The 21,693-nt window shown below is 73.0% G+C and carries 20 protein-coding genes; 10 read left to right on the forward strand and 10 right to left on the reverse strand.

The window, feature by feature from the left end:
• Positions 1 to 15 precede the first annotated feature (15 nt).
• From galE to ACVGV0_RS06900, 3 genes are read right to left on the reverse strand one after another with little or no spacing between them, the layout of a single operon-like run.
• On the reverse strand, positions 16 to 978 hold the full coding sequence (gene galE, locus ACVGV0_RS06890) for a UDP-glucose 4-epimerase GalE (RefSeq protein ID WP_459159021.1): 963 nt from the start codon (positions 976 to 978) through the stop codon (positions 16 to 18).
• A 57-nt stretch (positions 979 to 1,035) separates the two neighbouring features.
• Complete coding sequence (gene galK / locus ACVGV0_RS06895; protein ID WP_459159022.1) at positions 1,036 to 2,238, reverse strand: galactokinase; 1,203 nt, start codon at positions 2,236 to 2,238, stop codon at positions 1,036 to 1,038.
• Positions 2,235 to 2,930 (reverse strand): metal-dependent transcriptional regulator, encoded by a 696-nt coding sequence (locus ACVGV0_RS06900; protein WP_459159023.1) that lies wholly within the window; start codon positions 2,928 to 2,930, stop codon positions 2,235 to 2,237. The genes galK and ACVGV0_RS06900 overlap by 4 nt, the downstream gene beginning before the upstream one ends.
• Positions 2,931 to 3,047: 117 nt before the next feature.
• Here ACVGV0_RS06900 and ACVGV0_RS06905 point away from each other — a divergent pair, with 117 nt between their 5' ends.
• From ACVGV0_RS06905 to ACVGV0_RS06920, 4 genes are all read left to right on the forward strand, one after another.
• Positions 3,048 to 3,905 (forward strand): sulfurtransferase, encoded by an 858-nt coding sequence (locus ACVGV0_RS06905; RefSeq protein WP_459159024.1) that lies wholly within the window; start codon positions 3,048 to 3,050, stop codon positions 3,903 to 3,905.
• A gap of 264 nt (positions 3,906 to 4,169) precedes the next feature.
• Positions 4,170 to 5,345 carry an acetoin utilization protein AcuC gene (locus ACVGV0_RS06910; RefSeq protein ID WP_459159025.1) on the forward strand — a complete coding sequence of 392 codons (1,176 nt, stop codon included), beginning with the start codon at positions 4,170 to 4,172 and terminating at the stop codon, positions 5,343 to 5,345.
• 11 nt (positions 5,346 to 5,356) lie between these two features.
• Positions 5,357 to 8,056, forward strand: a complete 2,700-nt coding sequence (locus tag ACVGV0_RS06915) for a bifunctional acetate--CoA ligase family protein/GNAT family N-acetyltransferase (protein ID WP_459159026.1) — start codon at positions 5,357 to 5,359, stop codon at positions 8,054 to 8,056.
• 59 nt (positions 8,057 to 8,115) lie between these two features.
• On the forward strand, positions 8,116 to 9,009 hold the full coding sequence (locus ACVGV0_RS06920) for an alpha/beta hydrolase family protein (protein WP_459159027.1): 894 nt from the start codon (positions 8,116 to 8,118) through the stop codon (positions 9,007 to 9,009).
• On the opposite strand, the gene ACVGV0_RS06925 is transcribed toward ACVGV0_RS06920, so the two are convergent.
• Positions 8,998 to 10,254 carry a YeeE/YedE family protein gene (locus ACVGV0_RS06925; protein WP_459159028.1) on the reverse strand — a complete coding sequence of 419 codons (1,257 nt, stop codon included), beginning with the start codon at positions 10,252 to 10,254 and terminating at the stop codon, positions 8,998 to 9,000. The genes ACVGV0_RS06920 and ACVGV0_RS06925 overlap by 12 nt on opposite strands.
• Before the next feature lie 135 nt (positions 10,255 to 10,389).
• On the opposite strand from ACVGV0_RS06925, the gene ACVGV0_RS06930 reads away from it, so the two are divergent.
• A complete protein-coding gene (locus tag ACVGV0_RS06930) occupies positions 10,390 to 10,860 on the forward strand; it encodes a hypothetical protein (RefSeq protein WP_459159029.1) in 471 nt (156 codons plus the stop codon).
• Positions 10,861 to 11,067: 207 nt separating this feature from the next.
• A complete protein-coding gene (locus ACVGV0_RS06935; protein WP_459159030.1) occupies positions 11,068 to 11,808 on the forward strand; it encodes a tyrosine-protein phosphatase in 741 nt (246 codons plus the stop codon).
• A gap of 145 nt (positions 11,809 to 11,953) precedes the next feature.
• Here ACVGV0_RS06935 and ACVGV0_RS06940 read toward each other — a convergent pair whose 3' ends face one another.
• The 3 genes from ACVGV0_RS06940 to ACVGV0_RS06950 form a co-directional block, all read right to left on the reverse strand.
• On the reverse strand, positions 11,954 to 12,931 hold the full coding sequence (locus tag ACVGV0_RS06940; protein WP_459159031.1) for a sigma-70 family RNA polymerase sigma factor: 978 nt from the start codon (positions 12,929 to 12,931) through the stop codon (positions 11,954 to 11,956).
• Between the two features lie 293 nt (positions 12,932 to 13,224).
• On the reverse strand, positions 13,225 to 13,650 hold the full coding sequence (gene dtd, locus ACVGV0_RS06945) for a D-aminoacyl-tRNA deacylase (RefSeq protein ID WP_459159032.1): 426 nt from the start codon (positions 13,648 to 13,650) through the stop codon (positions 13,225 to 13,227).
• Complete coding sequence (locus ACVGV0_RS06950) at positions 13,647 to 15,164, reverse strand: DUF7782 domain-containing protein (protein WP_459159033.1); 1,518 nt, start codon at positions 15,162 to 15,164, stop codon at positions 13,647 to 13,649. Before ACVGV0_RS06950 ends, dtd begins: the two co-directional genes overlap by 4 nt.
• A 164-nt stretch (positions 15,165 to 15,328) precedes the next feature.
• On the opposite strand from ACVGV0_RS06950, the gene ACVGV0_RS06955 reads away from it, so the two are divergent.
• On the forward strand, positions 15,329 to 15,913 hold the full coding sequence (locus ACVGV0_RS06955; protein ID WP_459159034.1) for an HhH-GPD-type base excision DNA repair protein: 585 nt from the start codon (positions 15,329 to 15,331) through the stop codon (positions 15,911 to 15,913).
• Positions 15,914 to 15,971: 58 nt separating this feature from the next.
• On the opposite strand, the gene ACVGV0_RS06960 is transcribed toward ACVGV0_RS06955, so the two are convergent.
• Entirely contained in the window at positions 15,972 to 16,643 is a 672-nt protein-coding gene (locus ACVGV0_RS06960) for a lysophospholipid acyltransferase family protein (RefSeq protein ID WP_459159035.1), read from the reverse strand.
• A 230-nt stretch (positions 16,644 to 16,873) separates the two neighbouring features.
• Here ACVGV0_RS06960 and ACVGV0_RS06965 point away from each other — a divergent pair, with 230 nt between their 5' ends.
• Positions 16,874 to 17,200, forward strand: a complete 327-nt coding sequence (locus ACVGV0_RS06965; RefSeq protein ID WP_459159036.1) for a DUF3099 domain-containing protein — start codon at positions 16,874 to 16,876, stop codon at positions 17,198 to 17,200.
• An 87-nt stretch (positions 17,201 to 17,287) separates the two neighbouring features.
• Complete coding sequence (locus ACVGV0_RS06970; RefSeq protein ID WP_459159037.1) at positions 17,288 to 17,539, forward strand: DUF3039 domain-containing protein; 252 nt, start codon at positions 17,288 to 17,290, stop codon at positions 17,537 to 17,539.
• 87 nt (positions 17,540 to 17,626) lie between these two features.
• Here the strand turns inward: ACVGV0_RS06970 and ACVGV0_RS06975 are convergent, their stop codons facing one another.
• Positions 17,627 to 18,913, reverse strand: coding sequence for a YihY/virulence factor BrkB family protein (locus ACVGV0_RS06975; RefSeq protein WP_459159038.1), 1,287 nt, complete (start codon positions 18,911 to 18,913; stop codon positions 17,627 to 17,629).
• Between the two features lie 210 nt (positions 18,914 to 19,123).
• On the opposite strand from ACVGV0_RS06975, the gene ACVGV0_RS06980 reads away from it, so the two are divergent.
• Positions 19,124 to 20,908 (forward strand): DEAD/DEAH box helicase, encoded by a 1,785-nt coding sequence (locus tag ACVGV0_RS06980; RefSeq protein WP_459159039.1) that lies wholly within the window; start codon positions 19,124 to 19,126, stop codon positions 20,906 to 20,908.
• Positions 20,909 to 21,092: 184 nt separating this feature from the next.
• Here ACVGV0_RS06980 and ACVGV0_RS06985 read toward each other — a convergent pair whose 3' ends face one another.
• Positions 21,093 to 21,284 carry a DUF7455 domain-containing protein gene (locus ACVGV0_RS06985; RefSeq protein WP_459159040.1) on the reverse strand — a complete coding sequence of 64 codons (192 nt, stop codon included), beginning with the start codon at positions 21,282 to 21,284 and terminating at the stop codon, positions 21,093 to 21,095.
• Positions 21,285 to 21,693 lie beyond the last annotated feature (409 nt).

Genomic DNA, 21,693 nt, shown 5'->3' on the forward strand with positions numbered 1-21,693 from the left:
CACCGGGGCGGGCCCTCAGGTCGGCAGGCCTCGCTGGGCGAACTGCCAGGCGTCCCGAACGATCACGTCCAGATCGGCCCGTCGGGGGCGCCAGCCGAGCTCGTTCCGTGCGGCGTCGCTGGCGGCCACGAGGGTCGCCGGGTCGCCGGCGCGACGCGGGGCCACGTGCGCGGGGATGTCGTGTCCGGTGACCGCCCGGCACGTGTCGAGGACTTGGCGCACCGAGAACCCGGTCCCGTTGCCCAGATTGTAGATGCGGTGGGTACCCGGAGCCGCCTGTTGCAGCGCCAGCAGGTGCGCGTCCGCGAGGTCCACGACGTGGATGTAGTCGCGCACGCACGTGCCGTCGGCGGTCGGCCAGTCCTCGCCGAAGATCTGCACGTGTTCGCGCTGCCCCAGCGGGACCTGCAGGACCAGCGGGATCAGGTGCGTCTCGACCGTGTGCCGCTCCCCGAACCCGCCGTGGGCGCCGGCCACGTTGAAGTAGCGCAGGCTCACCGCGCCGAGTTCGTGCGCGGTGGCGTAGGAGGTGATCGCGTGGTCGATCGCGAGCTTCGTCGCCCCGTAGGTGTTGGTGGGCCGCGTCGCCGCGCCCTCGGTGATGGGCACCTCGGTGGGCTCGCCGTAGGTCGCCGCCGTGGAGGAGAACACCAGACGCGGCACACCGCGCGCGCGGATCGCTTCCAGCAGGCGCAGCGAGGTCACCACGTTGCCCTGCCAGTACTTGTGCGGTTCCTGCATGGACTCGCCGACGAGCGACTTGGCGGCGAAGTGCAGCACCCCGTCGAAGCCCTCGGCGAGGACCTCGTCGGCGCATTCGGCGATGTCGCCGCGCACGAACCGGCAGCCGGCCGGGACGGCGTCGGCGTGCCCGGTGGAGAGGTCGTCGACGACGACGACCTCGTGCCCCGCTTCGAGCAGGCGGGCGGCGCACACGCTCCCGATGTAGCCGGCACCGCCGGTGACGAGCAGCTTCACCTGTGTTCTCCCTTTCCTGGGTGGACGTTGTCGGCAACCGGCACGCCGCCCGCGCGGTCAGCCGTCCTTGCCCGCCCCGGCGGCGGGCACGGCGGTGAACAACCGGGGCCGACGCCATTCGTGCTGGTCGAAACGGTCCGTCACCGCTCGCGCGATGTCGGTGCGCGCGCCCGCGGGCACGAGCGCGAGCGCGGAGCCGCCGAATCCGCCGCCGGTCATCCTGGCGCCGATCGCGCCGGCCTCGAGGGCGGCGGCCACGGCCTGGTCGAGCTCCGGGCACGACACCCGGTAGTCCACGCGCAGGCTCTCGTGCGAAGCGTTGAGCAGGGGGCCGAGGGCGGCGTACTCGCCGGCGCGCAGGTGCTCGGCCGCCCGGCGGACGCGTTCGTTCTCGGTGACCACGTGGCGCACCAGCGGCCGCAGCTCGTCGGGCAGGTCCGCGAGCGCGTCCTCCAGCGAGGCGGGCGCGACATCGCGCAGTGCGGGCACGCCCAGCAGCTCCGCCGCCCGCTCGCACCCCGCGCGGCGCTGCCCGTAGGCGGATCCGCTGTGCGAGTGGCTCACCCGGGTGTCGATGATGAGCAGCTCCAGCTCGGCCGCGTGCGGGGCGAACGGGACGTGCTCCCGCGTGCCGGTGCGCACGTCGTAGAACAGGGCGTTGTCCGCGGTGCAGCGCAGGGACGCCGTCTGGTCGAGCAGCCCGGTGGGTGCACCCGCGTAGTCGTTCTCGGCGCGCTGGACGAGGACGGCGACCTCGCCCAGCCCCGGGGCGCCCGGTTCTCCAGGGGCGAGCTCGAGCAGGTCCAGCAGCGCCAGCGCGGTCGCGCACTCCAGCGCGTGCGAGGAGGACAGGCCGGCCCCGTGGGGCACGTCACCGGCGATGATCAGGTCGGCACCCGTGCTCGGGTAGCCCGCGGCGCGCAGCGCCCAGGCGACACCGAGCGGGTAGGCCGTCCAGTCCCCGGGCGGAGCGGTGTCGAGCGACAATGTGGAGGCGGTGTGCAGGCGCCCGTCGGTGTCGAGCGTGCCCAGGCTGAAGCCGCCGTCGGTGCGTCCGCGTGCGGCGACCGCGGTGCGGTGGGGCAGCGCGCAGGGGAGGACGAACCCGTCGTTGTAGTCGGTGTGCTCCCCGATGAGGTTCACGCGGCCCGGCGCGGACCAGACCGTCTCCGGCGAGCCGCCGTGGTGTTCGGTGAAGACGCGGGACGCGCGTGCCGCAGGGGTCGTGCCCGCGGGTGCGGTGGAGTCGAGCGCGCTCACTTCGGCAGCACCATCACCGCGTGCGCGATCCCGGCGGGCAGTTGGGTGGAGCCGTTGTTGCCGTGCACCTCGATCGGTTTCGTCGCACCGACGGCCGGCATGACCTCCACCTCGTTGCCCGGGACGACGCCGATCCGCTTGATCTGGCTCATGATCTCCGGCTCGAGCTGGACGTGCTCGGCGATGCGGCGGACCGTTGCCTTGCCGCCACCGGCGCGGGCGAATTCGTCGACGCGCTGCAGTTCGCGCTCGGCGGCGTTGGCCACGTGTTCGATGCCGAGGTCCTGCAGTCCCGGGATCGGGTTCCCGTACGGCGAGGTGTCCGGATGCCCGAGGAGCTTCACGAGCTTGCGCTCCACCGCCTCGCTCATCACGTGTTCCCACCGGCAGGCCTCGTTGTGGACCTCCTCCCACTCGAGGCCGATGACGTCGATGAGGAGGCGTTCGGCGAGACGGTGCTTGCGCATCACGCTGACCGCGCGCGCCCGTCCCTCCTCGGTGAGCTCGAGATGGCGGTCCTCGGCCACGGCGAGCAGGCCGTCCCGCTCCATCCTGGCCACCGTCTGGCTCACCGTCGGGCCGCTCTGCTCGAGGCGCTCGGCGATGCGCGCCCGCAGCGGGACGACCCCTTCCTCCTCGAGGTCGTAGATGGTGCGCAGGTACATCTCAGTGGTATCGATGAGATCGTTCACGTCGGCTCCCCATTCAGTCCCAACCCCGATGCTAGCCCGGTTCCGCGACAAGCCGTCAGTGGCTGGGCAGTGGACTTACAGGATTCCGACAGACCTCGTCAGTCACGAAAGGCCGTCATGCATCCGCTCATCAGTCCCGATGATCTCATGTCCGAGCTCGACCACGAGCCGCGCCCGGCTCTGCTCGACGTGAGCTGGTCGCTGTTCGGGCCGCCCGGCAGGGAAGTCTACGCGGCGGGGCACCTGCCGGGCGCGGTGTTCGTGGATCTGGACACGGAGCTGTCCGGAACGCCCGGGCCGGGGACCGGCCGGCACCCGCTTCCCGACCCGGAGGACCTGCAAGCCGCGTTGCGGCGGGCCGGTGTGCGCGCCTCCCGGCCGGTGGTCGTCTACGACGCCGACAACGGCTCGGCCGCCGCCCGCGCGTGGTGGCTGCTGCGGTGGGCGGGGCACCCCGCGGTGCGGGTCCTCGACGGCGGTTGCGCTGCCTGGCGGGCCGCGGGGATGCCGACCACCACGGCGATCCCGGAGCCCGAGCCCGGGGATGTCACCGTTCGCCCCGGTGGCATGCCGGTGCTCGACGCCGACGAGGCGGCGCGCCTCGCCCGGGAGGGCACGTTGCTCGACGCGCGCGCCTCGGAGCGCTACCGGGGTGAGACCGACCCGGTGGAGCAGCGGGCGGGGCACGTCCCGGGTGCGGTCAACGCGCCGTTCGGCGAGCTCACCGATGCGGCCGGACGCTGGCGCGATGCGGAGTCGCTGGCCGGCTGGTTCGCCGAGCGCGGCGTGCGCAGCGGGCAGGCGCCCGGTGCCTACTGCGGGTCGGGGGTGACCGCGTGCTCGCTGGTGCTGGCGCTCGAACAGGCGGGGGTGACCTCCCCGGACCGGCCGGCGGCGCTGTTCCCCGGCTCGTGGTCGGAATGGGTCACCGACCCGCAGCGCCCGGTGGCCACGGGCGCCGAGCCACCGCGCTGACCACGCTCGCCGGTGTCGCTGGGGCCATCCGGCGGGGCCCGGCCGGTGGGTGGTGCAGTCGGCGGCCGGGGCCGCCCGGCTGGCGGGCGGCGCGGCCGTGCCCCGTCTCCGCCCCCGTGGGCCTCGAGGGCCGTGCCGTGCGGGTGCGCGTGCCGCTCGCGCTCGGGTGCACCGTCCCGGCTGCGCGCGGGAGGCGGGGAGGAGCAGCCGGCCCCGCGGCGCGCATCCCTTTGGCACGTCCTGCTCGGGCGGTAGCGTGCCGCCATGGGTATCCGATCAGCGGTGGTGTGGGACGACGAGCTCCTCGAGTACGACCTGGGCGGGAACCACCCGCTGCACCCGGTGCGGCTCGACCTGACGATGCGGCTCGCCCGGGGGCTCGGCCTACTCGACGGGGTCGTCCCGCACCGTCCCGGCGTCGCCGGCGACGAGGAGCTGTTGCGGGTGCACAGCGCCGAGTACCTGCGGGCGGTGCGTGCGGCCCCGGAGGTGGGCTCCGCGGTGGGGCACGGTCTCGGCACGGAGGACAACCCGATCTTCGAGCGGATGCACGAGGCTTCCGCGCGGGTGGTGGGAGGTTCGACGCTGGCCGCGGACCTCATCGCGTCGGGCCAGGCCGACCGCGCCGTCAACCTGGCGGGCGGGCTGCACCACGCGATGCGGGACCGGGCCGCAGGGTTCTGCGTGTACAACGACTGCGCCGCGGCGATCGCGCGGATGCTCGAGCGAGGGGTCGAGCGGATCGCCTACCTCGATGTCGACGTGCACCACGGCGACGGGGTGCAGGAAGCCTTCCGCGGCGACCCGCGCGTGCTGACGATCTCGCTGCACCAGCACCCGGCGTCGCTGTGGCCGCACACGGGCTACTCCCACGAGATCGGGGAGCCGCCGGCCGACGGTTCGGCGGTGAACCTGCCGCTGCCGCCGGGCACGCGGGATGCCGACTGGCTGCGCGCCTGCTCGGCGGTGGTGCCTTCGCTGCTGGCCTCGTTCGGCCCGCAGGTGCTGGTGACCCAGTGCGGCGCGGACGCCCACGAGGACGATCCGCTCGCCGACCTGGCGCTCTCGGTGGACGGTCAGCGAGCCTGCTACCAGGCGCTGCGGGACTGGGCCCAGCGGTACGCGGGCGGCAAATGGCTCGTGCTCGGCGGCGGGGGGTACTCACTGGTGCGTGTCGTTCCCCGCGCCTGGACCCATCTGTTGGCCACAGTGTTGGACAGGGACCTGGCACCGAACACCACGATCCCGGCGGATTGGATCGCCCACGTCACGCGGGCCCTGCCCGACGGCGCCGTGCCCACGAGCCTGACCGACCACGCCGACCCGCGGTTCGACCGGTGGTCCGGGGTGACGGAGCGACCGGTGGACACGGTGATCCGCGACACCCGCCACGCGGTGTTCCCGCTGCACGGTCTGGATCCGGCGGACGGCCGTGACTGAAGGAGTTCGAGGTGGAAGAACCCGCGCAGCAAGTGGGGGATGAGCAGGAGGAGCTGCCGGAGGACTACCCGCGGCGCTGGGAGGCGGACGTCGTCCTCAGCGACGGGGGGACGGTGCACCTGCGCCCGATCACTCCCGCTGACGCCGACCGGATCCTGGACCTGCACGGGAAGCTGAGCGAACGGACCCGCTACTACCGCTACTTCGGCCCGTACCCGCGGATGCCGCGGCGGGACGTCGACCGGTTCACCCGGGTGGATTACAGCCGGCGAGTCGCCCTGGTCGTGGTGCTCGGCGAGGAGATCGTCGCCGTGGGGCGCTACGACCAGTTGGCGCAGGAGCACTCGGCCGAGGCCGCGTTCGTCGTCCGCGACGACCACCAGGGGCGGGGGATCGGGTCGATCCTGCTGGAGCACCTCGCGGCCGCCGCGCGCGAGAGCGGCCTGCGCCGGTTCGTCGCGGAAGTGCTCGCCGAGAACAGCGGGATGGTGCGGGTCTTCCGCGACGCCGGCTACCAGATCAGCCGGGAGATCGAGGAGGGCGTCGTCCACCTGGAGTTCGACATCGATCCGACCGAGGAGTCCGTCGCCGTTGCCCGCGAGCGCGAGCAGGCGGCGGAGGCCCGCAGCGTGCACAACATGCTGCACCCGCGCTCGGTGGCGGTGATCGGCGCCTCCGCCGAAACGGACAAGATCGGCCACGCGGTGCTGTCGAACCTGCTCATGGCCGAGTTCACCGGGCCGGTCTACCCGGTGCACCCCGAGCACCGGGCGGTCTCCGGCGTGCGCGCCTACGCCTCGGTGCTCGACATTCCCGACGACGTCGACCTGGCGGTGGTCGCCATCCCCGCTGCCGGGGTCACCGAGGTGTTGGACGCCTGCCTGGCCAAAGGTGTGAAAGCGCTGGTCATCCTCAGCGCGGGCTTCGGCGAGCGCGGGGCGGAGGGCCGCGAGGTGGAGCGCGAGATGGTGCGCGCCGCCCGGGTGCACGGCATGCGCGTGGTGGGGCCGAACGCGCTCGGCGTGGTCAACACGGAGCCCTCGCAGCGGCTCAACGCGAGCCTCGCGCCGCGGCTGCCGGGTCGGGGACGCACCGGTTTCTTCTGCCAGTCGGGTGCGCTGGGCGTGGCGATCCTCGACGCGGCCACCGAGCGCGGCCTGGGGGTGTCGACGTTCGTCTCCGCGGGCAACCGGGCCGACGTGTCCGGCAACGATCTGCTGCAGTACTGGCAGACCGACCCGGACACCGACGTGGTGCTGCTGTACCTGGAGTCGTTCGGCAATCCGCGCAAGTTCGCTCGGCTGGCGCGCAGGCTGGCGCGCAGCAAGCCCGTGGTGGCGGTCAAGTCCGGGCGCAACGCGGTGCGCGCCGGTCTGGCGGCCACCTCGGCGCGCATCGACGAGCCGGGGGTGCAGGCGTTGTTCGAGCACTCCGGCGTGATCCGGGTGGAGACGCTGCCGGAGATGTTCGACGTGGCGCTGCTGCTGGAGCACCAGCCGCTGCCGCGCTCCGACCGGGTGGCGGTCGTGGGCAACTCCTCGGCGCTGGGCATGCTGGCGGCGGACATGGTGCGGGCCCAGGACCTGCACCTGGCGAGCGAACCGGTGGACGTGGGGGCCTCGGCGGGGCCGGAGGAGTTCGCCGCCGCGGTGCGCGACGCCGCGCTGCGCGAGGACGTCGACGCGCTGGTGGTCGTGTTCTCCCCGCCCGTGGCGGTGCCCGGTGCGGAGTACGCCCGCGCGATGCGGCGCGTGCTCGACGACACCGGGGCCCTGGGGGCCAAACCGGTGGTGACGACGTTCCTAGCGGGTGAGGGCGTGCCGGACGAGCTGGCGGTTCCCGGCAGCGAGGGCACGTTCGGCCGCGGCTCGGTCCCCTCGTACCCGAGCCCGGAGCGGGCGGTGGCGGCGCTGGCCCGGGTCAACCGGTACGCGCAGTGGCGGGCGAAACCGCAGGGGCATTTCGTGCGGCCCGCCGGCACGGACCGGGAACGGGCGCGCGAGCTGGTCGAGCAGTGGGTGCGCGCGGCAGGGGGCGCTTCCCACCAGCTGACCGACGAGCGGGCTGTGGAGCTGCTGGACTGCTACGGCATCCGCATGGTGCCGTTCCGGCGCGTCGCCTCCACCGCGGCCGCGGTGGAGGCCGCGGAGGAGCTGGGGTTCCCGGTGGCGGTCAAAGCGGTGCGGGGAGGGGGGCGGCACCGCTCGGACCTCGTCGGCGTGCGGCTCGACGTGAGCGATCCGGAGATGGTGCGCCGCGCCTGCGCCGAGGTGCAGGGGGTTTCCGAGGGGGAGGAGGTGTACGTCCAGCGGATGGCTGAGCGGGCGACGTCCTGCGTGGTCGGCCTCTCGGACGACCCCTCGTTCGGCACGCTGGTCTCGTTCGGGCTGTCCGGTGTGGCCAGCGAGCTGCTGGGGGACACCGCCTACCGGGCCGTTCCGCTGTCCGACCGGGACGTCTCCGAACTGCTCCGGGCGCCGCGCGCCGCGCCGCTGCTGACCGGCTACCACGGTGAGGCACCGGCGGACGCGGACGCGTTGGAGGACCTGGTCACCCGGGTGGCCACGCTGGCGGAGGACTTGCCGGAGGTGCGCGAACTCGTGCTGCAACCGGTGCTGGCCTCATCGGCGGGGGTGGCGCTCCTCGGGGCCCGGGTCGGCCTGGGGGCCTCGGTGGCGAAACCGGATTCGGGGCCGCGCCGCCTGCGCTGAGCTGTGGGCGTGCTCACCGCACCGGGGCGGAACCGAACGGTTTCGTTAGTCTTGTGCGCATGGACGCACGCGGCGGCGATCAGCAGGTGCTCGGCACGCTGCAGGCCGGTCAGCACACCCTGACCGTGCGGGCGGAGCCCGCTGGGGACCCCGGTGCGGTGACCGCGGGGCCGGTGGCCGTGCTGCTGCCGGCGATGGGCGTGCCCGCCGGCTACTACGCTCCGTTCCTCGCCGAGCTGCGCGCGTGCGGCGTGTCCGTGGTGACGTTCGACCTGCGCGGCCAGGGGGAGGCCGCGCCCGCTCCGCGGCGCGGTCTCCGGTTCGGCTACGAGGAGCTGGTCAACGACGTGGCAGCGGTCCACGAACTGGTGGCCGAGCACTTCCCGGGCAGGCCGGTGTTCGACCTCGGCCACAGCCTGGGCGGCCACCTCGCCATGTTGCACGCCGGACGCCGGCCCGACCACGTGGCGGGCGTGGCGCTGATCGCCGCCGGCACGGTGTGGTTCCGCAGCTTCCCGCGGGGGCAGCAACTGCCGCTGCTGCTCGGCAGCCAGCTCGTGGCCGGCGTCTCCCGGGCGGCCGGGTACTGGCCCGGCCACCGGTTCGGCTTCGGCGGCCGGCAACCCGAGCCGGTCATGCGCGACTGGGCGCGCCAGGCGCGCACGGGCCGGTACCGGCTCACCGGTGCGGCCGAGGACGACGACAGCGCGATGCGGGTGCTGGCCAAGCCGATCCTGGCCGTCAGCATCGACGGGGACCGGTTCGCTCCGCCCGGGTCCGTCTCCGCGCTGGCGCACCGGGCCGTCGACGCGCCGCGCACCCTGGCGCACTACTCGACCGCGGACGCCGGGGCCTCCGAGCTCGGCCACTTCAGGTGGGCGCGCCGCGGGGGCGCCGAACTCGCCCGGTGGGTGGGCGAGTGGGCCGGCACCCGGGTCGCGTCAGCAGGCTGAGTCCCCCGGGTTGGGCACGCCGAGACCGAACAGCGGCCGCAGTTTCAGGCCGACCCAGGTGCCCGCCAGCGCCAGCAGGGCCCAGGCCCAGCCGTGCAGCGAGAACGAGGCGATGCCGGTGAAGTAGGCGCCGATGTTGCAGCCGTAGGCCAGCCGGGCGCCGTAGCCCATGAGCAGCCCGCCCAGCGCGGCGGCGGCGACCGCCTTCATCGGCAGTCGTTTGACGAGGACGAACGCACCGGAGGCGGCCGAGGCGATCAGGGCGCCGATGATGATGCCGAAGTTGAGCACCGAGGTGGAGTCGGCCAGCACCGGCTCGCTCAGCGCCGCGGCCTTCTCGCCCTGCCAGTAGCCCCAGCTGGACACGTCCACGCCGAGCGCCTGCAGGGCTTTGGACCCCCAGAGGACGAACGCCGAGGTGATCCCCCACCCGCTGCCGCGGGTGAGCAGGACCGCCGCGTTGAGCGCGGCCAGGAGCAGCGCGCCCACCCACATCGGCCACGAGCCGCGGACGGCGCGCCACCAGCCGCGGGCGCTGGCGGGGCGGTCGGCCGGGGGCGAGCCGCGGCGCCGGGTCCAGCGCCACGCGGCGTAGCCGATCGCGGCGAGCGCGAGCACCTGCAGCACCGCCGCCCCGCCGTAGCCCAGACCGGTGTCCTCGGCCAGGGAGAACGAGCCGAGCGTGCGGGCGTCGGCGCTCCACCAGGGCATGTGCAGGGCGCCGAGCACCGACCCGGAGATGAAGAACAGCAGGGTCACCACGATCAGGGTGTTGCCGCCGCCGACGGTGAACAGGGTGCCGGAGGCGCACGCGCCCCCGAGCTGCATGCCCAGGCCGAACAGCACGGCGCCGACGACGAGGCCCCAGCCGAGGGGCTGGACGCTGGCCTCCGGCGTGTTGCCGAAGAAACCGATGCCCCCGGCGAGAACCGGCGCGAACAGGAGCGAGGCCGCGCCGAGCATGAGCAGGTGCGCCCGCAGTCCGGAGGACTGGCCGACGGAGACCAGCCGGCGCCAGGCCGAGGTGAAGCCGAACCGGGAGTGGAACAGCGCCAGTCCCAGTGCCAGCCCCAGGGCCGCCAGCGCGGCCGACTCGGCATCGGCCACCGCGCCTGCGGCGGTGATCAGCGCGACGGCGGCCAGAGCTCCGATGACGAGGGGGAGCCACCGGGGGCGGCCCTGCGGTTCCGGTTCCGGGGCGTGCCGTGGTGCTGACCGCAGCTCGGGCGTGGCGGTCGTGGACATGGGCGTTCCTTCCTTTCGCGCTCTCCTGGTCGTCGAGGAAACCATTCGTGCACGACCGGAGCCACGTTTCCCGCGCACTGGGAAGGGGGCGGTGCAGCGGGCAACCGCAGCGGTCCCCGACTCCGTCCTGGGGGTATGAGACGACACGGTTTGATCGCCGCGGTCGCCGCGGCACTGCTCGCGACGGCCGCCTGCGGACAGTCCGACGACGTCGGCTTCGGAGGTCCTCCGCCTTCCCCGGAGCCGCCTCCGAGCTCGCGCCCGCCGGCGAACCCGGAACCGAAACCGGTCGAACAGCGCACCCCGGTGGGACCTGCGCGCATCGATGCGCAGCTGCCCGAGGGGTATCCGGTCCAGGTGTGGACGCAGGACGGGGGGCGCGTCCTCGTGGCGACCGGGCAGGAAGGCGGATGCGGCGAGGTGCGCGCCCGGCTGGTCGAGCAGACCGAGGAGCACGTGACCGTCAAGCTCGTGGAGGAGACACCCGAACCGCCGGCGTACTGCACGATGGATCTGCGCTACCCGCCGGTCGCGGTGCCGCTGACCGAACCGCTGGGCCAGCGCACCGTCGTGCTGCAGCAGGAGGAGGTGCACGTGCCCCAGTGACGGCGCCGACCCCCCGGGATCCGGCAGTGCGCTCGGCCGCGGCGACCCGTGCGCCCGCAGCAGTGGCGGGCGGAGCGGTGCGGCTGGGACGCTCGAGGCGGGGCGGGCACACCTCCGTCGTGCCCCGCCCCCGGCCATGTCGAGCGAACTGGGGTCCGACGCCTGGATCCAGGCGAGGGAGGCGAGTTGTCACACACCGGGGAAAAGGTGAACCGTCTGGTCAACCTGCGGGACGTCGGCGGGATCCCCACCGGGGCCGGGGCGGTGACCCGCCACGGCGTGCTCTACCGCGCGGATGCTCCTTACGAGGCCGATGAGGCCCCGGACGAGGTCGAGGAGTGGCCGCCGTCGGTGGTGGTGGACCTGCGCCAGCCCGCGGAGCTCAACGGCAAGCCGCATCCGCTGGCCGAGAGCTGCGCCGTGCACTCCGTTCCGCTGATCGAGGACGTGCACGAGGGCCCCACCGTCGCCGAGGACGACGGCACGCGGCACGAGCTGACCGTGCTGTACGAGGGGATGCTCAACGACGCGCCGAAGAAGCTCGTCGAGGTCTTCCGCCTGGTGCTGGAGGCCGACGGTCCGGGGCTGATCCACTGCGCCGCGGGCAAGGACCGCACGGGCGTGAGCACGGCGATGCTGCTCAGCGCGGCGGGCGCGCGCTCCGACGCGATCGTCGCCGACTACGCGCGCACCGACCGGAACATGTTCCGCGTGCTGCAGCGGCTGGACGCGGCTCCGGAGCTGCCGCCCGGTGTGGACGAGGAGGCGGTGCTCGAGCTGATCTCCACGCCGACCGAAGCGATCGAGGCGGTGCTGGAGCACTTCGAGGCCTACCCGGACGGCGCGGCGGGGTGGCTGCGCGAGCACGGTGTCACCGACGCGGAGCTGAGCCGGTGGCAGGAACGCTTCACCACCGAAGCGACCGACCAGGAGGCGAGCTGGGAGTGACGGCGCTTCCCCGCGGCCCGGAGGTCGACTCCGGCGACCGGACCGCACTCCGGCGGCCGGCAGGCGGAGGGCCGGACCCGCGCGCAGCGAGTCCGGCCCTCCGGAGCGGGCGGTGGCCGCCGGCCACCGCGAACGTCGCGAGCTGTCAGCTGGCGTAGGAGCGCAGCCGGTCCGCCCGGTCGCCCTGGCGCAGCTTCGCCATGACCTCGCGTTCGATCTGGCGGACCCGTTCGCGGGAGAGCCCGAAGGCCCGGCCGATCTGGTCGAGGGTGTGCGGCTGGCCGTCGTCGAGGCCGTACCGCATGCGGATCACGGCCTGCTCCCGCTCCTCCAGGGTGCTCAGGACCCTGCGCAGGTCGTCCTGCAGGAAGCCGGAGATCACCGTGTTCTCGGCGTTGGCGCTCTCCCCGTCCTCGATGAAGTCGCCGAGGGGGGCGTCCTCCTCGCTGCCGACCGGCATGTCCAGGCTCACCGGGTCGCGGGAGTGGTCGAGCAGGTCGGTGACCTTGTTCACGGACATGTCCGCTTCCTTGGCCATCTCCTCCTCGGTGGCTTCCCGGCCGTACTTCTGGTGCAGGTCGCGCTTGATCCGGGCCAGCTTGTTGACCTGTTCGACCAGGTGCACGGGCAGCCGGATCGTGCGGCTCTGGTCGGCCATGCCGCGGGTGATGGCCTGCCGGATCCACCAGGTGGCGTAGGTGGAGAACTTGAAGCCCTTGGTGTAGTCGAACTTCTCCACCGCGCGGATCAGGCCGAGGTTGCCCTCCTGGATCAGGTCGAGCAGCGGCATGCCGCGGCCGGTGTAGCGCTTGGCCAGGCTCACCACGAGGCGGAGGTTGGCCTCCATGAGGTGGTTCTTGGCGCGACGTCCGTCGCGCACCACGGCGTTCAGGTCGCTGCGCCGCTCACGGCTCATGGAGTCCTGCTCGGTGTCCAGCAGGTGCTTGGCGTACACACCGGCCTCGATGCGCTTGGCCAGGTCGACCTCGTCTTGCGCGGAGAGCAGAGCCGTGCGCCCGATGCCGTTGAGGTAGACCCGCACCAGGTCCGCGGACGGCCCCTGGTTGTCCAGGTCCGCCTCGGTGATGGCGACATCCGGGTTGGCGGTCTGCGGGACGGTCATGGAGCTTCCTCCCTGACGGGCTTACTGAAGGGCGCACGTCACACCGACGGGCCATTACATCCTGTGCAAGACGCGTACGGTCGGTACTGGGACCGATGACGCGTCATCGGGTGGCGGGCCGCGCGAGGCATTCCTCGTACGTCCCCCTCGTGCGGCCCGCCGCCGAAGCTTCGTACCCGGAAAACGTGTGCGGGCTCGAATTCGTTCCCGATGTTTCCGCCCCGTGGACGTCATCCCCGTCACATCCGTTGCGCGGGATTCCTGAGGATTCGCTGAGAACCCCCGTTACTGATTCACACCTCAACCAAAAGTGTGAATGGTCCGTCGTTGACGCTCTCGACCTCCATCGCGGCCCCGAAGCTGCCGGTCTCCACCCGCGCACCCCGCTCGCGCAGCGCGTCGACGACCGCACGCACCAGCGGCTCGGCCTGATCCGGCGGCGCTGCGGAGCTCCACGAGGGGCGCCGCCCCTTGCGGGTGGATCCGTACAGCGTGAACTGGCTGACCACGAGCAGCGGCGCCCCCGTGGAAGCGCAGGACTCCTCCTCGCGCAGCGCCCGAATTTCGTGCAGCTTCCGGGACATCGTGCCCACCTGTTCCGGGCCGTCGGAATGCGTCGCGGCCAAAAGCACTAACAGTCCCGGTTCGTCGATCTTGCCGACGACGTCGCCGCCGACCGCCACCGAGGCGCGGGTGACGCGGCTGACCACCGCCCTCAATCCGTTTCCTCCAACCATTCCGCCGGAACGACCATTCCGTGCCGGATCAGTTCCCGGAGAACCGGCAGTGCGGAACGCGTCAGTTCCTCCGAATCGCGTCCGTGCCCGAGCGCCAGCAGTTCCAGGACCTCCTCCAGGGGGAGCCCGCCCCCGCACCCCGCCAGCAGCAGCGAGCCGAGCTCGTCGACCTCGTGCTGCCACCCCGGGCCGTCGGTGCGGTGCAGGCGCCGGGACACCGGCTCCCAGCCCTCCTCGCCGTGCTCGGAGACCTCCTCGAGCACCGTGCTCGGAGCCGTGGCCAGGCGGCTGCGCAGCAAGGCCTCGTCACCGCCGTGCTCGGCCAGCCACTGCACGCGGCGCAGCCACTCGTCGGACTCCGGGCCGAGCGGGTCGTCGTAGGCCTGGCGCAGGTCCTCGCAGACGACCTCCCCGGTGCGCCCGTCCGCGCGGCGCAGCGTGACGAAGCCGAAGCCCACGGCCTCGACCCCGTTGTCCTCGAACCACCGCAGCCACTCCTCGCCCGCGCGGCGCCCCGCGGCGGAACGCGGGTCGTAACCGGCATCGCGCAGCCACGTGCCCACGTACAGCGCCGGGTCGGCCACGTCGCGCTGCACGAACCACGCGTCCACACCACCACCCGGCAGCCAGGACGAGACGCGGTCGCCCCAGTGCTCACCGGTGCGGTGCAGCCACGAGGCCAGCACGTGGCCCGTTCCGCCCTCGGTCAGCAGCGCCGGCAGCTGCCGGATCATGAGCGCGCTCGCGTCGTCGCCGGACAGCCCCGAGTCGCGGTAGACGAACTCGCTGCGCGCGGCTCCCACGACGAACGGCGGGTTGCACACGACCTGGTCGAAGCGCCCGCCCCGCACCGGGTCGAACCACTCGCCCCGCCGCAGGTCCACCTCCACCTCGTTGAGGCGGAAGGTCGCCGCGGCCAGCTGCACGGCCCGCTCGGAGACGTCCGTTGCGGTGACGCGGCGCGCGTGCGTGCTGGCGTGCAGCGCCTGCACGCCGCAGCCGGTGCCCACGTCGAGCACCGAGTCGACGGGGCGGCGCGGGGTGGCCCGCACCAGGCTCAACGAGGCGTGCCCCACGCCGAGGACGTGCTCGCGGTGGGCGGGTACGCCCCACCCGCGCACGTCCGAATCCAGGTCCGAGACGATCCACCAGGACCGGTCGCCGAGCCCGTGCGGGCGGATGTCCAGCGCAGCGCGGACCCCGTCGCCGTCGGTGTGCACGATCCCGCCGGCCAGGGCCTCCGCCAGCGGCAGCGGGTGCAGCGCCGCCTCGACCGCGGCGCGCGGCTCGGTCTCGCCCAGCAGGAACAGCCGGACGAGCGTGCCGAGGGCGCCGCCGTCGGCGCTCGCGCGCAGCGCGGGAGCCGGCTCCCCGCGACCCAGGGCCGCCTGCGCGTGCGGACCGACCAGCTCCAGCACTCCGTCGGTGTCGTACCGGGCCTGCTGCAGCGCCTCCCGGAGGCGATCGATGCGGTCGTTGGTCAGTTCAACAGTCACCGGTTGATAGTCACACGGTGCGCGTCCCGCCGGGGCACCGAGGCGCGCTGCGGTGTGCTGCGCATCACGTCGGCGCGGAGCGGGTGTGCTCCGATCCCGGAGCACCGCGGCGGTGCGCACGAGCGAGCTGTCCGGTCCGAGGGGGTGGCTGCCAGGATGAGGGCATGTCGCACATGCTCAGCCTGACCGGTGACGACGAGGCCGACGCCCTGCTCAGCCGGGACCCGTTCGCGCTGCTCACCGGCGCGCTGCTGGACCAGCAGGTCGCCATGGAACTGGCCTTCACCGGACCGGAGAAGATCGCCGAGCGCATGGGCGGCTTCGACGTGGAGCGGATCGCCGAGTCCGATCCGGAGGAGTTCGCCGACCTCTGCGCGCAGAAGCCCGCCGTGCACCGCTACGCCGGGTCGATGGCGCGCCGCATCCACACCCTCGCCGGACACGTCCTCGAGCACTACGACGGCGACGCCGAGCGGATCTGGACCGAGGGGGACCCGGACGGCGCGGAGGTCCGCAAGCGGCTCGAGGCCCTGCCCGGCTACGGTGAGCAGAAGGCGAAGATCTTCCTCGCGCTGCTCGGCAAGCAGCTCGACGTTCGGCCGGACGGCTGGCGCGAAGCCGCGGGGGCCTACGGCGAGGAGGGCGCGCGCCGCTCGATCGCCGATGTCGTCGACCAGCAGACGCTCGCCGAGGTGCGGGCCGCCAAGAAGCAGCGGAAGGCTGCGGCCAAGGACCGGGGCGGGCAGTAACCGCGGGGCCTGCCGTTGCGTCGCGCCCGGCCGGTCCGCCGCGGTTTCCGCGCCGTCGTCAGGCGGCCGCTGATCCGGGCTTCTGGTACTTGTCGACGTACTCCTGCTCGGACAGCTCGGAGATCGCGTACATGATCTCGTCGGTGATCGCGCGCAGCACCGGCAGCGAACCGTCCATGCCGTGGTACCGGGAGAAGTCCAGCGGGTCGCCGAAGCGGACGGTCACCGGCCGCGGGCGCGGGATCTTCACCCCGCGGGGCTGGAGCTTGTCGGTGCCGCTGAGCGCCACCGGCACGACGGGAGCGCCGGTGCTCAGGGTCAACCGGGCCACGCCGGTGCGGCCGCGGTAGAGGCGCCCGTCCGGGGAGCGCGTGCCCTCGGGGTGGATGCCGAACGCCCCTCCGTCGCGGAGCACTCGCTCGGCCTCGGAGATGGCGGCCTGCGCGGCGCGGCCGCGCCCGCGCTCGACGGGGATCGCTCCGATCGCGTTGAAGAACCAGCTCCGCACCCGCCCGAGGGCGCCGGTTCCCTGGAAGTACTCGGCCTTGGCGAGGAAGGCCACCGGCCGCGCCACCACGAGCGGCACGATGAAACTGTCGAGCACGGCGATGTGGTTCGGCGCGAGGATCACCGGCCCGTCCATCGGAACCTTCTCCGCGTCGATCACCGTCGGCCGGTACACGCTGCGTGCGATCGAGCCGACGACCTGCTTGCTCGCCGTGTAGAACATGCCTCGCCTCCCAGCTGTGGTCCGTCCGGAATCTAACCCGCGGAGGTTTCGGCGCGGTGCTCGGCGGGTCACGCCGCGGGGAACCCCGCCCGGGGGTCGCGTTCAGGGAGCTGGAGGCACATCATGGATGCGGATCCCGTCCCCGTCCGGTGCCGTCCACCCGATCCGCAGCCCACCCGATCTGCAGCGCGGTGCGGCGAAGTGGCAGCATCGCAACCGGAGGTAGTGTCGTGACCAACGTGCGCAGAGACGACACCCCGGTGCTGATCACCGAGGCGCAGCCGTCCTACGACGACCAGCAGGCGTCGCGGCGCCGCAGGTACGGGCTGATGATGGCCTCGCGCTTCCCGTGCCTCGTCGGGGCGGTGCTCGTGTTCCACTTCACCCAGCTGTGGTGGCTGGCGCTGATCATCATCGCGATTTCCATTCCGCTGCCGTGGATGGCGGTGCTCATCGCCAACGACCGGCCCGCCCGGAAGAAGGAGCACGTGCACCGGTTCCGGCGCTCGCACCGCGCGATCGACTCGACCGAGCACCGCGTGGTGGAAAGCACCTGAGCATTCCCGGCCCGCGGCGGGCACCACCCGGTCACCGCCGAGTCACACCGCCACCGCTCGGGGCCGGGAGTAGGGCATCATGGTCGCATGACCACGACGACGACGCCCGATACCGATGTCCGGCCCGACACCACCGACCAGACCAGTGACGATCGGCCGGAAGTCTTCCACTACGTGCGCAAGGACAAGATCACCGAGAGCGCGGTCACGGGGAACTACGTGGTCGCGCTCTGCGGGGAGGTCTTCCCGGTGACCAAGTCGCCGAAGCCGAACTCGCCGGTGTGCCCGAAGTGCAAGAAGGTCTTCGACGGGCTCCCGCCGGGGGACGACGACGAGTGACCGGAAGCCGGGCGCGGTGCGCCGCGTCCGTGCGCGCTGGTGCCGGGCCGCGGGCGGGCAGCCCGAGCGCGCTCGCGGTCGGCGCGGTCACCCGTCCGCGCCGCCGCGCCGCACCAGCCGCGGCGCCGACGCGTCCTGCTCGGGGCGGGGGCCGCCGTGGTCGGGCCCCGCGCAGCCGCCGCGGGCAGCGCCGTGCTGCCCGGGCGGTTCCGACGCGTCGTCGCCCGGCCGCTCCTGCGAATCCGCCTCCGCCCCGTGCTCCCGCTCGGTTCCCCCCTCCTGCACCGCCTCGCCGTCCAGTCCGCTCCCGCTTCCCGGTGCGGTCCCGCTCTCCGGAGCCGTCTCGTCCTGCCCGCTCCCGTCCTCCGGGGTGCGCCGCCAGGACTGGTAACCCTGCTCGGTGTGGATCCGCTGCGCGAGGCGCTTCATCTCCAGCCGCCGCCACCGCCGGCGTTCTCGCCGGGTCATCCGCGCCGGCCACATCTCCTGCAGCGCGTTGTTGAACTGGGCGCCGAGGATGATCGCGAACCCGAGGAAGAACGCGAACAGCAGGAACGCGATGGGCGCGGCCAGCGCGCCGTAGGTGTAGCCCGTGCTCGTCACCCACGCGATGTACAGCCGCAGTCCCGCGCTGGAGCACAGGAACACCAGCATCGCCAGCAGCGCGCCCGGCACGCCCCGGTGCCAGGGCAGTTTCCGCGGTAGCGCGACCTTGTACAGCGTGGCGAGCACGAGCACCAGCGCGATCCCGGTGGCCGGGTAGTACAGCAGCTGGATCAGCCACGCGATGTCGTCCTGCACCCGCCAGGGGAACAGCGTGGGCAGCAGGCCCGGACCGAGGGTGAGCACCGGCAGGCCGACGACGGCCGCCGCCAGTGACGCCAGGTAGAGCAGCAGCGTGAACACCCGCTGCCACAGCGCGTTGCGCACCAGCTCCTGGCGGTGCGCCAGGGTGATCGAGTCGACGAGCGAGGCCAGCGCGGACGATCCCGCGAACAGCGACAGCACGAACCCGAGCGAGACGATGCCGCCGCGCCCCTCGGTGAGGATGTCGAGCACGGTCGGGCCGATGATCTGCTCGACCACCTGCGGGCTGAACACGGTCCCCGACAGACCGATGATCTCGCCCTGCACGTCGGTGACGAAGTCGTGGCCGAACCAACCGCTGAGGAACCCGAGACTTCCCAGCAGCCCGAGCAGCAGCGGCGGCAGTGACAGCGCCTGCCAGAACGCCGCGGCGGCCGATTCGGAGAAGATGTTGTCCCACCACGCGTTCGACGCGGTGCGCGTGACGAGCCGCAACGGTCCCCGCCGCCGGGAGTGCGGCGGCCCCGGGGTGCGACTCTGCCGGGCAGAGCGACTCGGTTCAGTCATGGCAGTGTTCAGCATGGTGCATGGCGAGCTCGGGTGGGCAACGGCACGGGCCGTGTCGCCGTCGGGTGTGACCGGGGCGACGCGCGGCTCGGAGGTAGGCTGCACGGCGGCCCGCGCGCGGCGCGCGACGGTGCGGCGGTGTTGGTGGTGGCCGTGGGGGCTCCTCGCTTCCGGTGGGAAATGCGATGGCGAAAGGAGTGGCGAGCCAGCGTGTCCGAAACGCAGCAGGATCAGGAAGTCCGGTCCGTGCTCAGCGACCCGTCGCAGGTGTCGTCCCGGCCGCTGCGCGACTGGCAGCGGCGGGCCCTGACCCGGTACCTGGCGAAGCGGCCGCGCGACTTCCTGGCGGTGGCCACGCCCGGTGCGGGCAAGACCGCCTTCGGCCTGCGCGTGGCTTCCGAACTGCTCGCCGACCGCACGATCGAGGCGGTCACCGTGGTGACCCCCACCGAGCACCTCAAGCACCAGTGGGCGATGGCCGCGGCGGGTGCGGGCATTCCCATCGACCCCGAGTTCCGCAACACCGACGGTGTGACCTCCGGCGACTACCGCGGGGTTGCGGTCACCTACGCCCAGGTGGCCACCCACCCCACCCTGCACCGCGTGCGCACCGAGCGGCGCAAGACGCTGGTGATCCTCGACGAGGTGCACCACGGCGGCGACGCCAAGTCGTGGGGCGACGCGATCCGCGAGGCGTTCACCCCCGCCGTGCGGCGCCTCGCGCTCACCGGCACGCCCTTCCGCAGCGACGACAACCCGATCCCGTTCGTCACCTACGAGCCCGACGGCGACGGGGCCGAGCGCAGCAAGGCCGACCACGTCTACGGCTATTCCGACGCCCTCAAGGACGGGGTCGTGCGGCCGGTGGTGTTCCTGGCCTACTCGGGCGAGGCCCGCTGGCGCACCAACGCGGGGGACGAGTTCACCGCGCGCCTGGGCGAACCGCTCACCGCGGAGCAGACCACCCGCGCCTGGCGCACCGCGCTGGACCCGTCGGGGGAGTGGATCCCGTCCGTGCTCAAGGCGGCGGACACGCGGCTGACGCAGCTGCGCAAGGACGGCATGTCCGATGCCGGGGGGCTGGTCGTCGCTTCCGACCACGAGCACGCGCGGGCCTACGCGCGCATGCTCAAGCAGCTCACCGGTCACGACCCGGTGCTGGTGCTCTCCGATGATCCGCGCGCCTCGGATCGCATCGCCCAGTTCGCGGAGTCCGACGAGCGCTGGATGGTCGCGGTGCGGATGGTCAGCGAGGGCGTCGACGTGCCGCGCCTGGCGGTGGGGGTGTACGCCACGAGCGCCTCGACACCGCTGTTCTTCGCCCAGGTCGTCGGCAGGTTCGTGCGGTCCCGGCGGCCGGGGGAGACCGCGAGCATCTTCCTGCCGAGCGTTCCGGTGCTGCTGGAGCTGGCCAGCCAGCTGGAGGCGGAGCGGGACCACGTGCTCGGCAAGCCGCACCGGGAGAAGGAGGGCTGGGACGACGAACTCGTCGCCGAGGCGAACCGGACCCGCGACGAACCGGGCGAGGAGGAGAAGACCTACACCGCGCTCGGAGCCGACGCGGAGCTGGACCAGGTCATCTACGACGGCTCCTCCTTCGGCACCGCGGCCTTCTCCACGACCGAGGAGGAGCAGGAGTACCTGGGGCTGCCGGGGTTGCTGGAGCCGGACCAGATGCGCGCCCTGCTGCGCAAGCGCCAGCAGGAGCAGTTGCAGGAGGTGGGGCAGCGCGAGCAGCAGGCCAGGGCCGAGGAGCAGCGCCAGCAGGAGCAGCAGCGGGAAGAGCAGAAGCAGCAGCGCCCGCAGGGCGTGCAGGAGCGGCAGCGGACCCTGCGCAAGGAGCTCAACACGCTCGTGTCACTGCACCACCAGCGCACCAAGAAGCCGCACGGGGCGATCTACAACGAGCTGCAGCGCGTCTGCGGCGGTCCGCCCACGGCGATGGCCACGGTGGAGCAGCTGGAGGAGCGCATCGCCACGCTGCGGTCCTGGTGAGCCCGCTTCCGATGAGCTCACCGGGGGAGCCCGCCGGGCCTGCCGGGGCGCCGGCGCGCCCTCGTGCTGGCCCAGCCGGCGGAGCCGCTCGGCGGAGCCGCGAAGGACGGGCCCGCGACGTGCACGTGCCCCGCGGGAGCGGATCCCGCGGGGCACGTGCCACTCGGCCGGTCGTTCGTCAGTGTCAGACCGCGCGCTCGTCCTGGGCGATGTCGGCCTCGGCCTGGCGCAGCCCGTCCTCGTACTCACGGGCGTGGTGGCCGCAGAACAGCAGCTCACCACCGGAGGGCAGCACGGCGCGGAGCTTGGCAGCGGCGCCGCAGCGGTCGCAGCGGTCGGCGGCGGTCAGCTCGGGGCGGGTGAGCGTTTGGGTCATCGTGGTCTCCCTCCGTCCCGGCGTCGGGGGCTCCGACGCCTCGATTGCTACGACCACCGGTGGCCCGCTGGCTGCCGGGTCGGTGTCGTCGGTGTCCACTCTTGCAGACGCACAGCCGCGCGTCAGTCTTCCTGAACGGGGACGCGACGGTCGTCACGTCGTGCGTTCGACCCGGTAGAACTGATTACGCAGCGCGGTCGCGCCCCGGGAGATTTTCGCGAAATGTCGCCTGACCAGGGATTTCGCGGTTCCGGTCGCGTGACCGCGACGCGCGGGATGTTCGGCCGAAAGGGACGAAAGGTGCGAATCGCCACAGCGCGGGTGGCGCGCCGTTCCGCTGCAGGCGAACACCGCCGACCGCCCGCGTCCACCACGCGGGACGCGGCGGGACGGGGTCCCGGGGCGTCGC

The organism is Salinifilum ghardaiensis (genome assembly GCF_054491345.1).

Excerpts from the sequence above, each read along its gene's own strand:
- ACVGV0_RS06905 (WP_459159024.1), top strand. The coding sequence starts at position 3,048 with ATGCATCCGCTCATCAGTCCCGATGATCTCATGTCCGAGCTCGACCAC.
- ACVGV0_RS06910 (WP_459159025.1), top strand. The coding sequence starts at position 4,170 with ATGGGTATCCGATCAGCGGTGGTGTGGGACGACGAGCTCCTCGAGTAC.
- ACVGV0_RS06920 (WP_459159027.1), top strand. The coding sequence starts at position 8,116 with ATGGACGCACGCGGCGGCGATCAGCAGGTGCTCGGCACGCTGCAGGCC.
- ACVGV0_RS06925 (WP_459159028.1), bottom strand. The coding sequence starts at position 10,254 with ATGTCCACGACCGCCACGCCCGAGCTGCGGTCAGCACCACGGCACGCC.
- ACVGV0_RS06930 (WP_459159029.1), top strand. The coding sequence starts at position 10,390 with ATGAGACGACACGGTTTGATCGCCGCGGTCGCCGCGGCACTGCTCGCG.
- ACVGV0_RS06940 (WP_459159031.1), bottom strand. The coding sequence starts at position 12,931 with ATGACCGTCCCGCAGACCGCCAACCCGGATGTCGCCATCACCGAGGCG.
- ACVGV0_RS06955 (WP_459159034.1), top strand. The coding sequence starts at position 15,329 with ATGTCGCACATGCTCAGCCTGACCGGTGACGACGAGGCCGACGCCCTG.
- ACVGV0_RS06960 (WP_459159035.1), bottom strand. The coding sequence starts at position 16,643 with ATGTTCTACACGGCGAGCAAGCAGGTCGTCGGCTCGATCGCACGCAGC.
- ACVGV0_RS06970 (WP_459159037.1), top strand. The coding sequence starts at position 17,288 with ATGACCACGACGACGACGCCCGATACCGATGTCCGGCCCGACACCACC.
- ACVGV0_RS06975 (WP_459159038.1), bottom strand. The coding sequence starts at position 18,913 with ATGACTGAACCGAGTCGCTCTGCCCGGCAGAGTCGCACCCCGGGGCCG.
- ACVGV0_RS06985 (WP_459159040.1), bottom strand. The coding sequence starts at position 21,284 with ATGACCCAAACGCTCACCCGCCCCGAGCTGACCGCCGCCGACCGCTGC.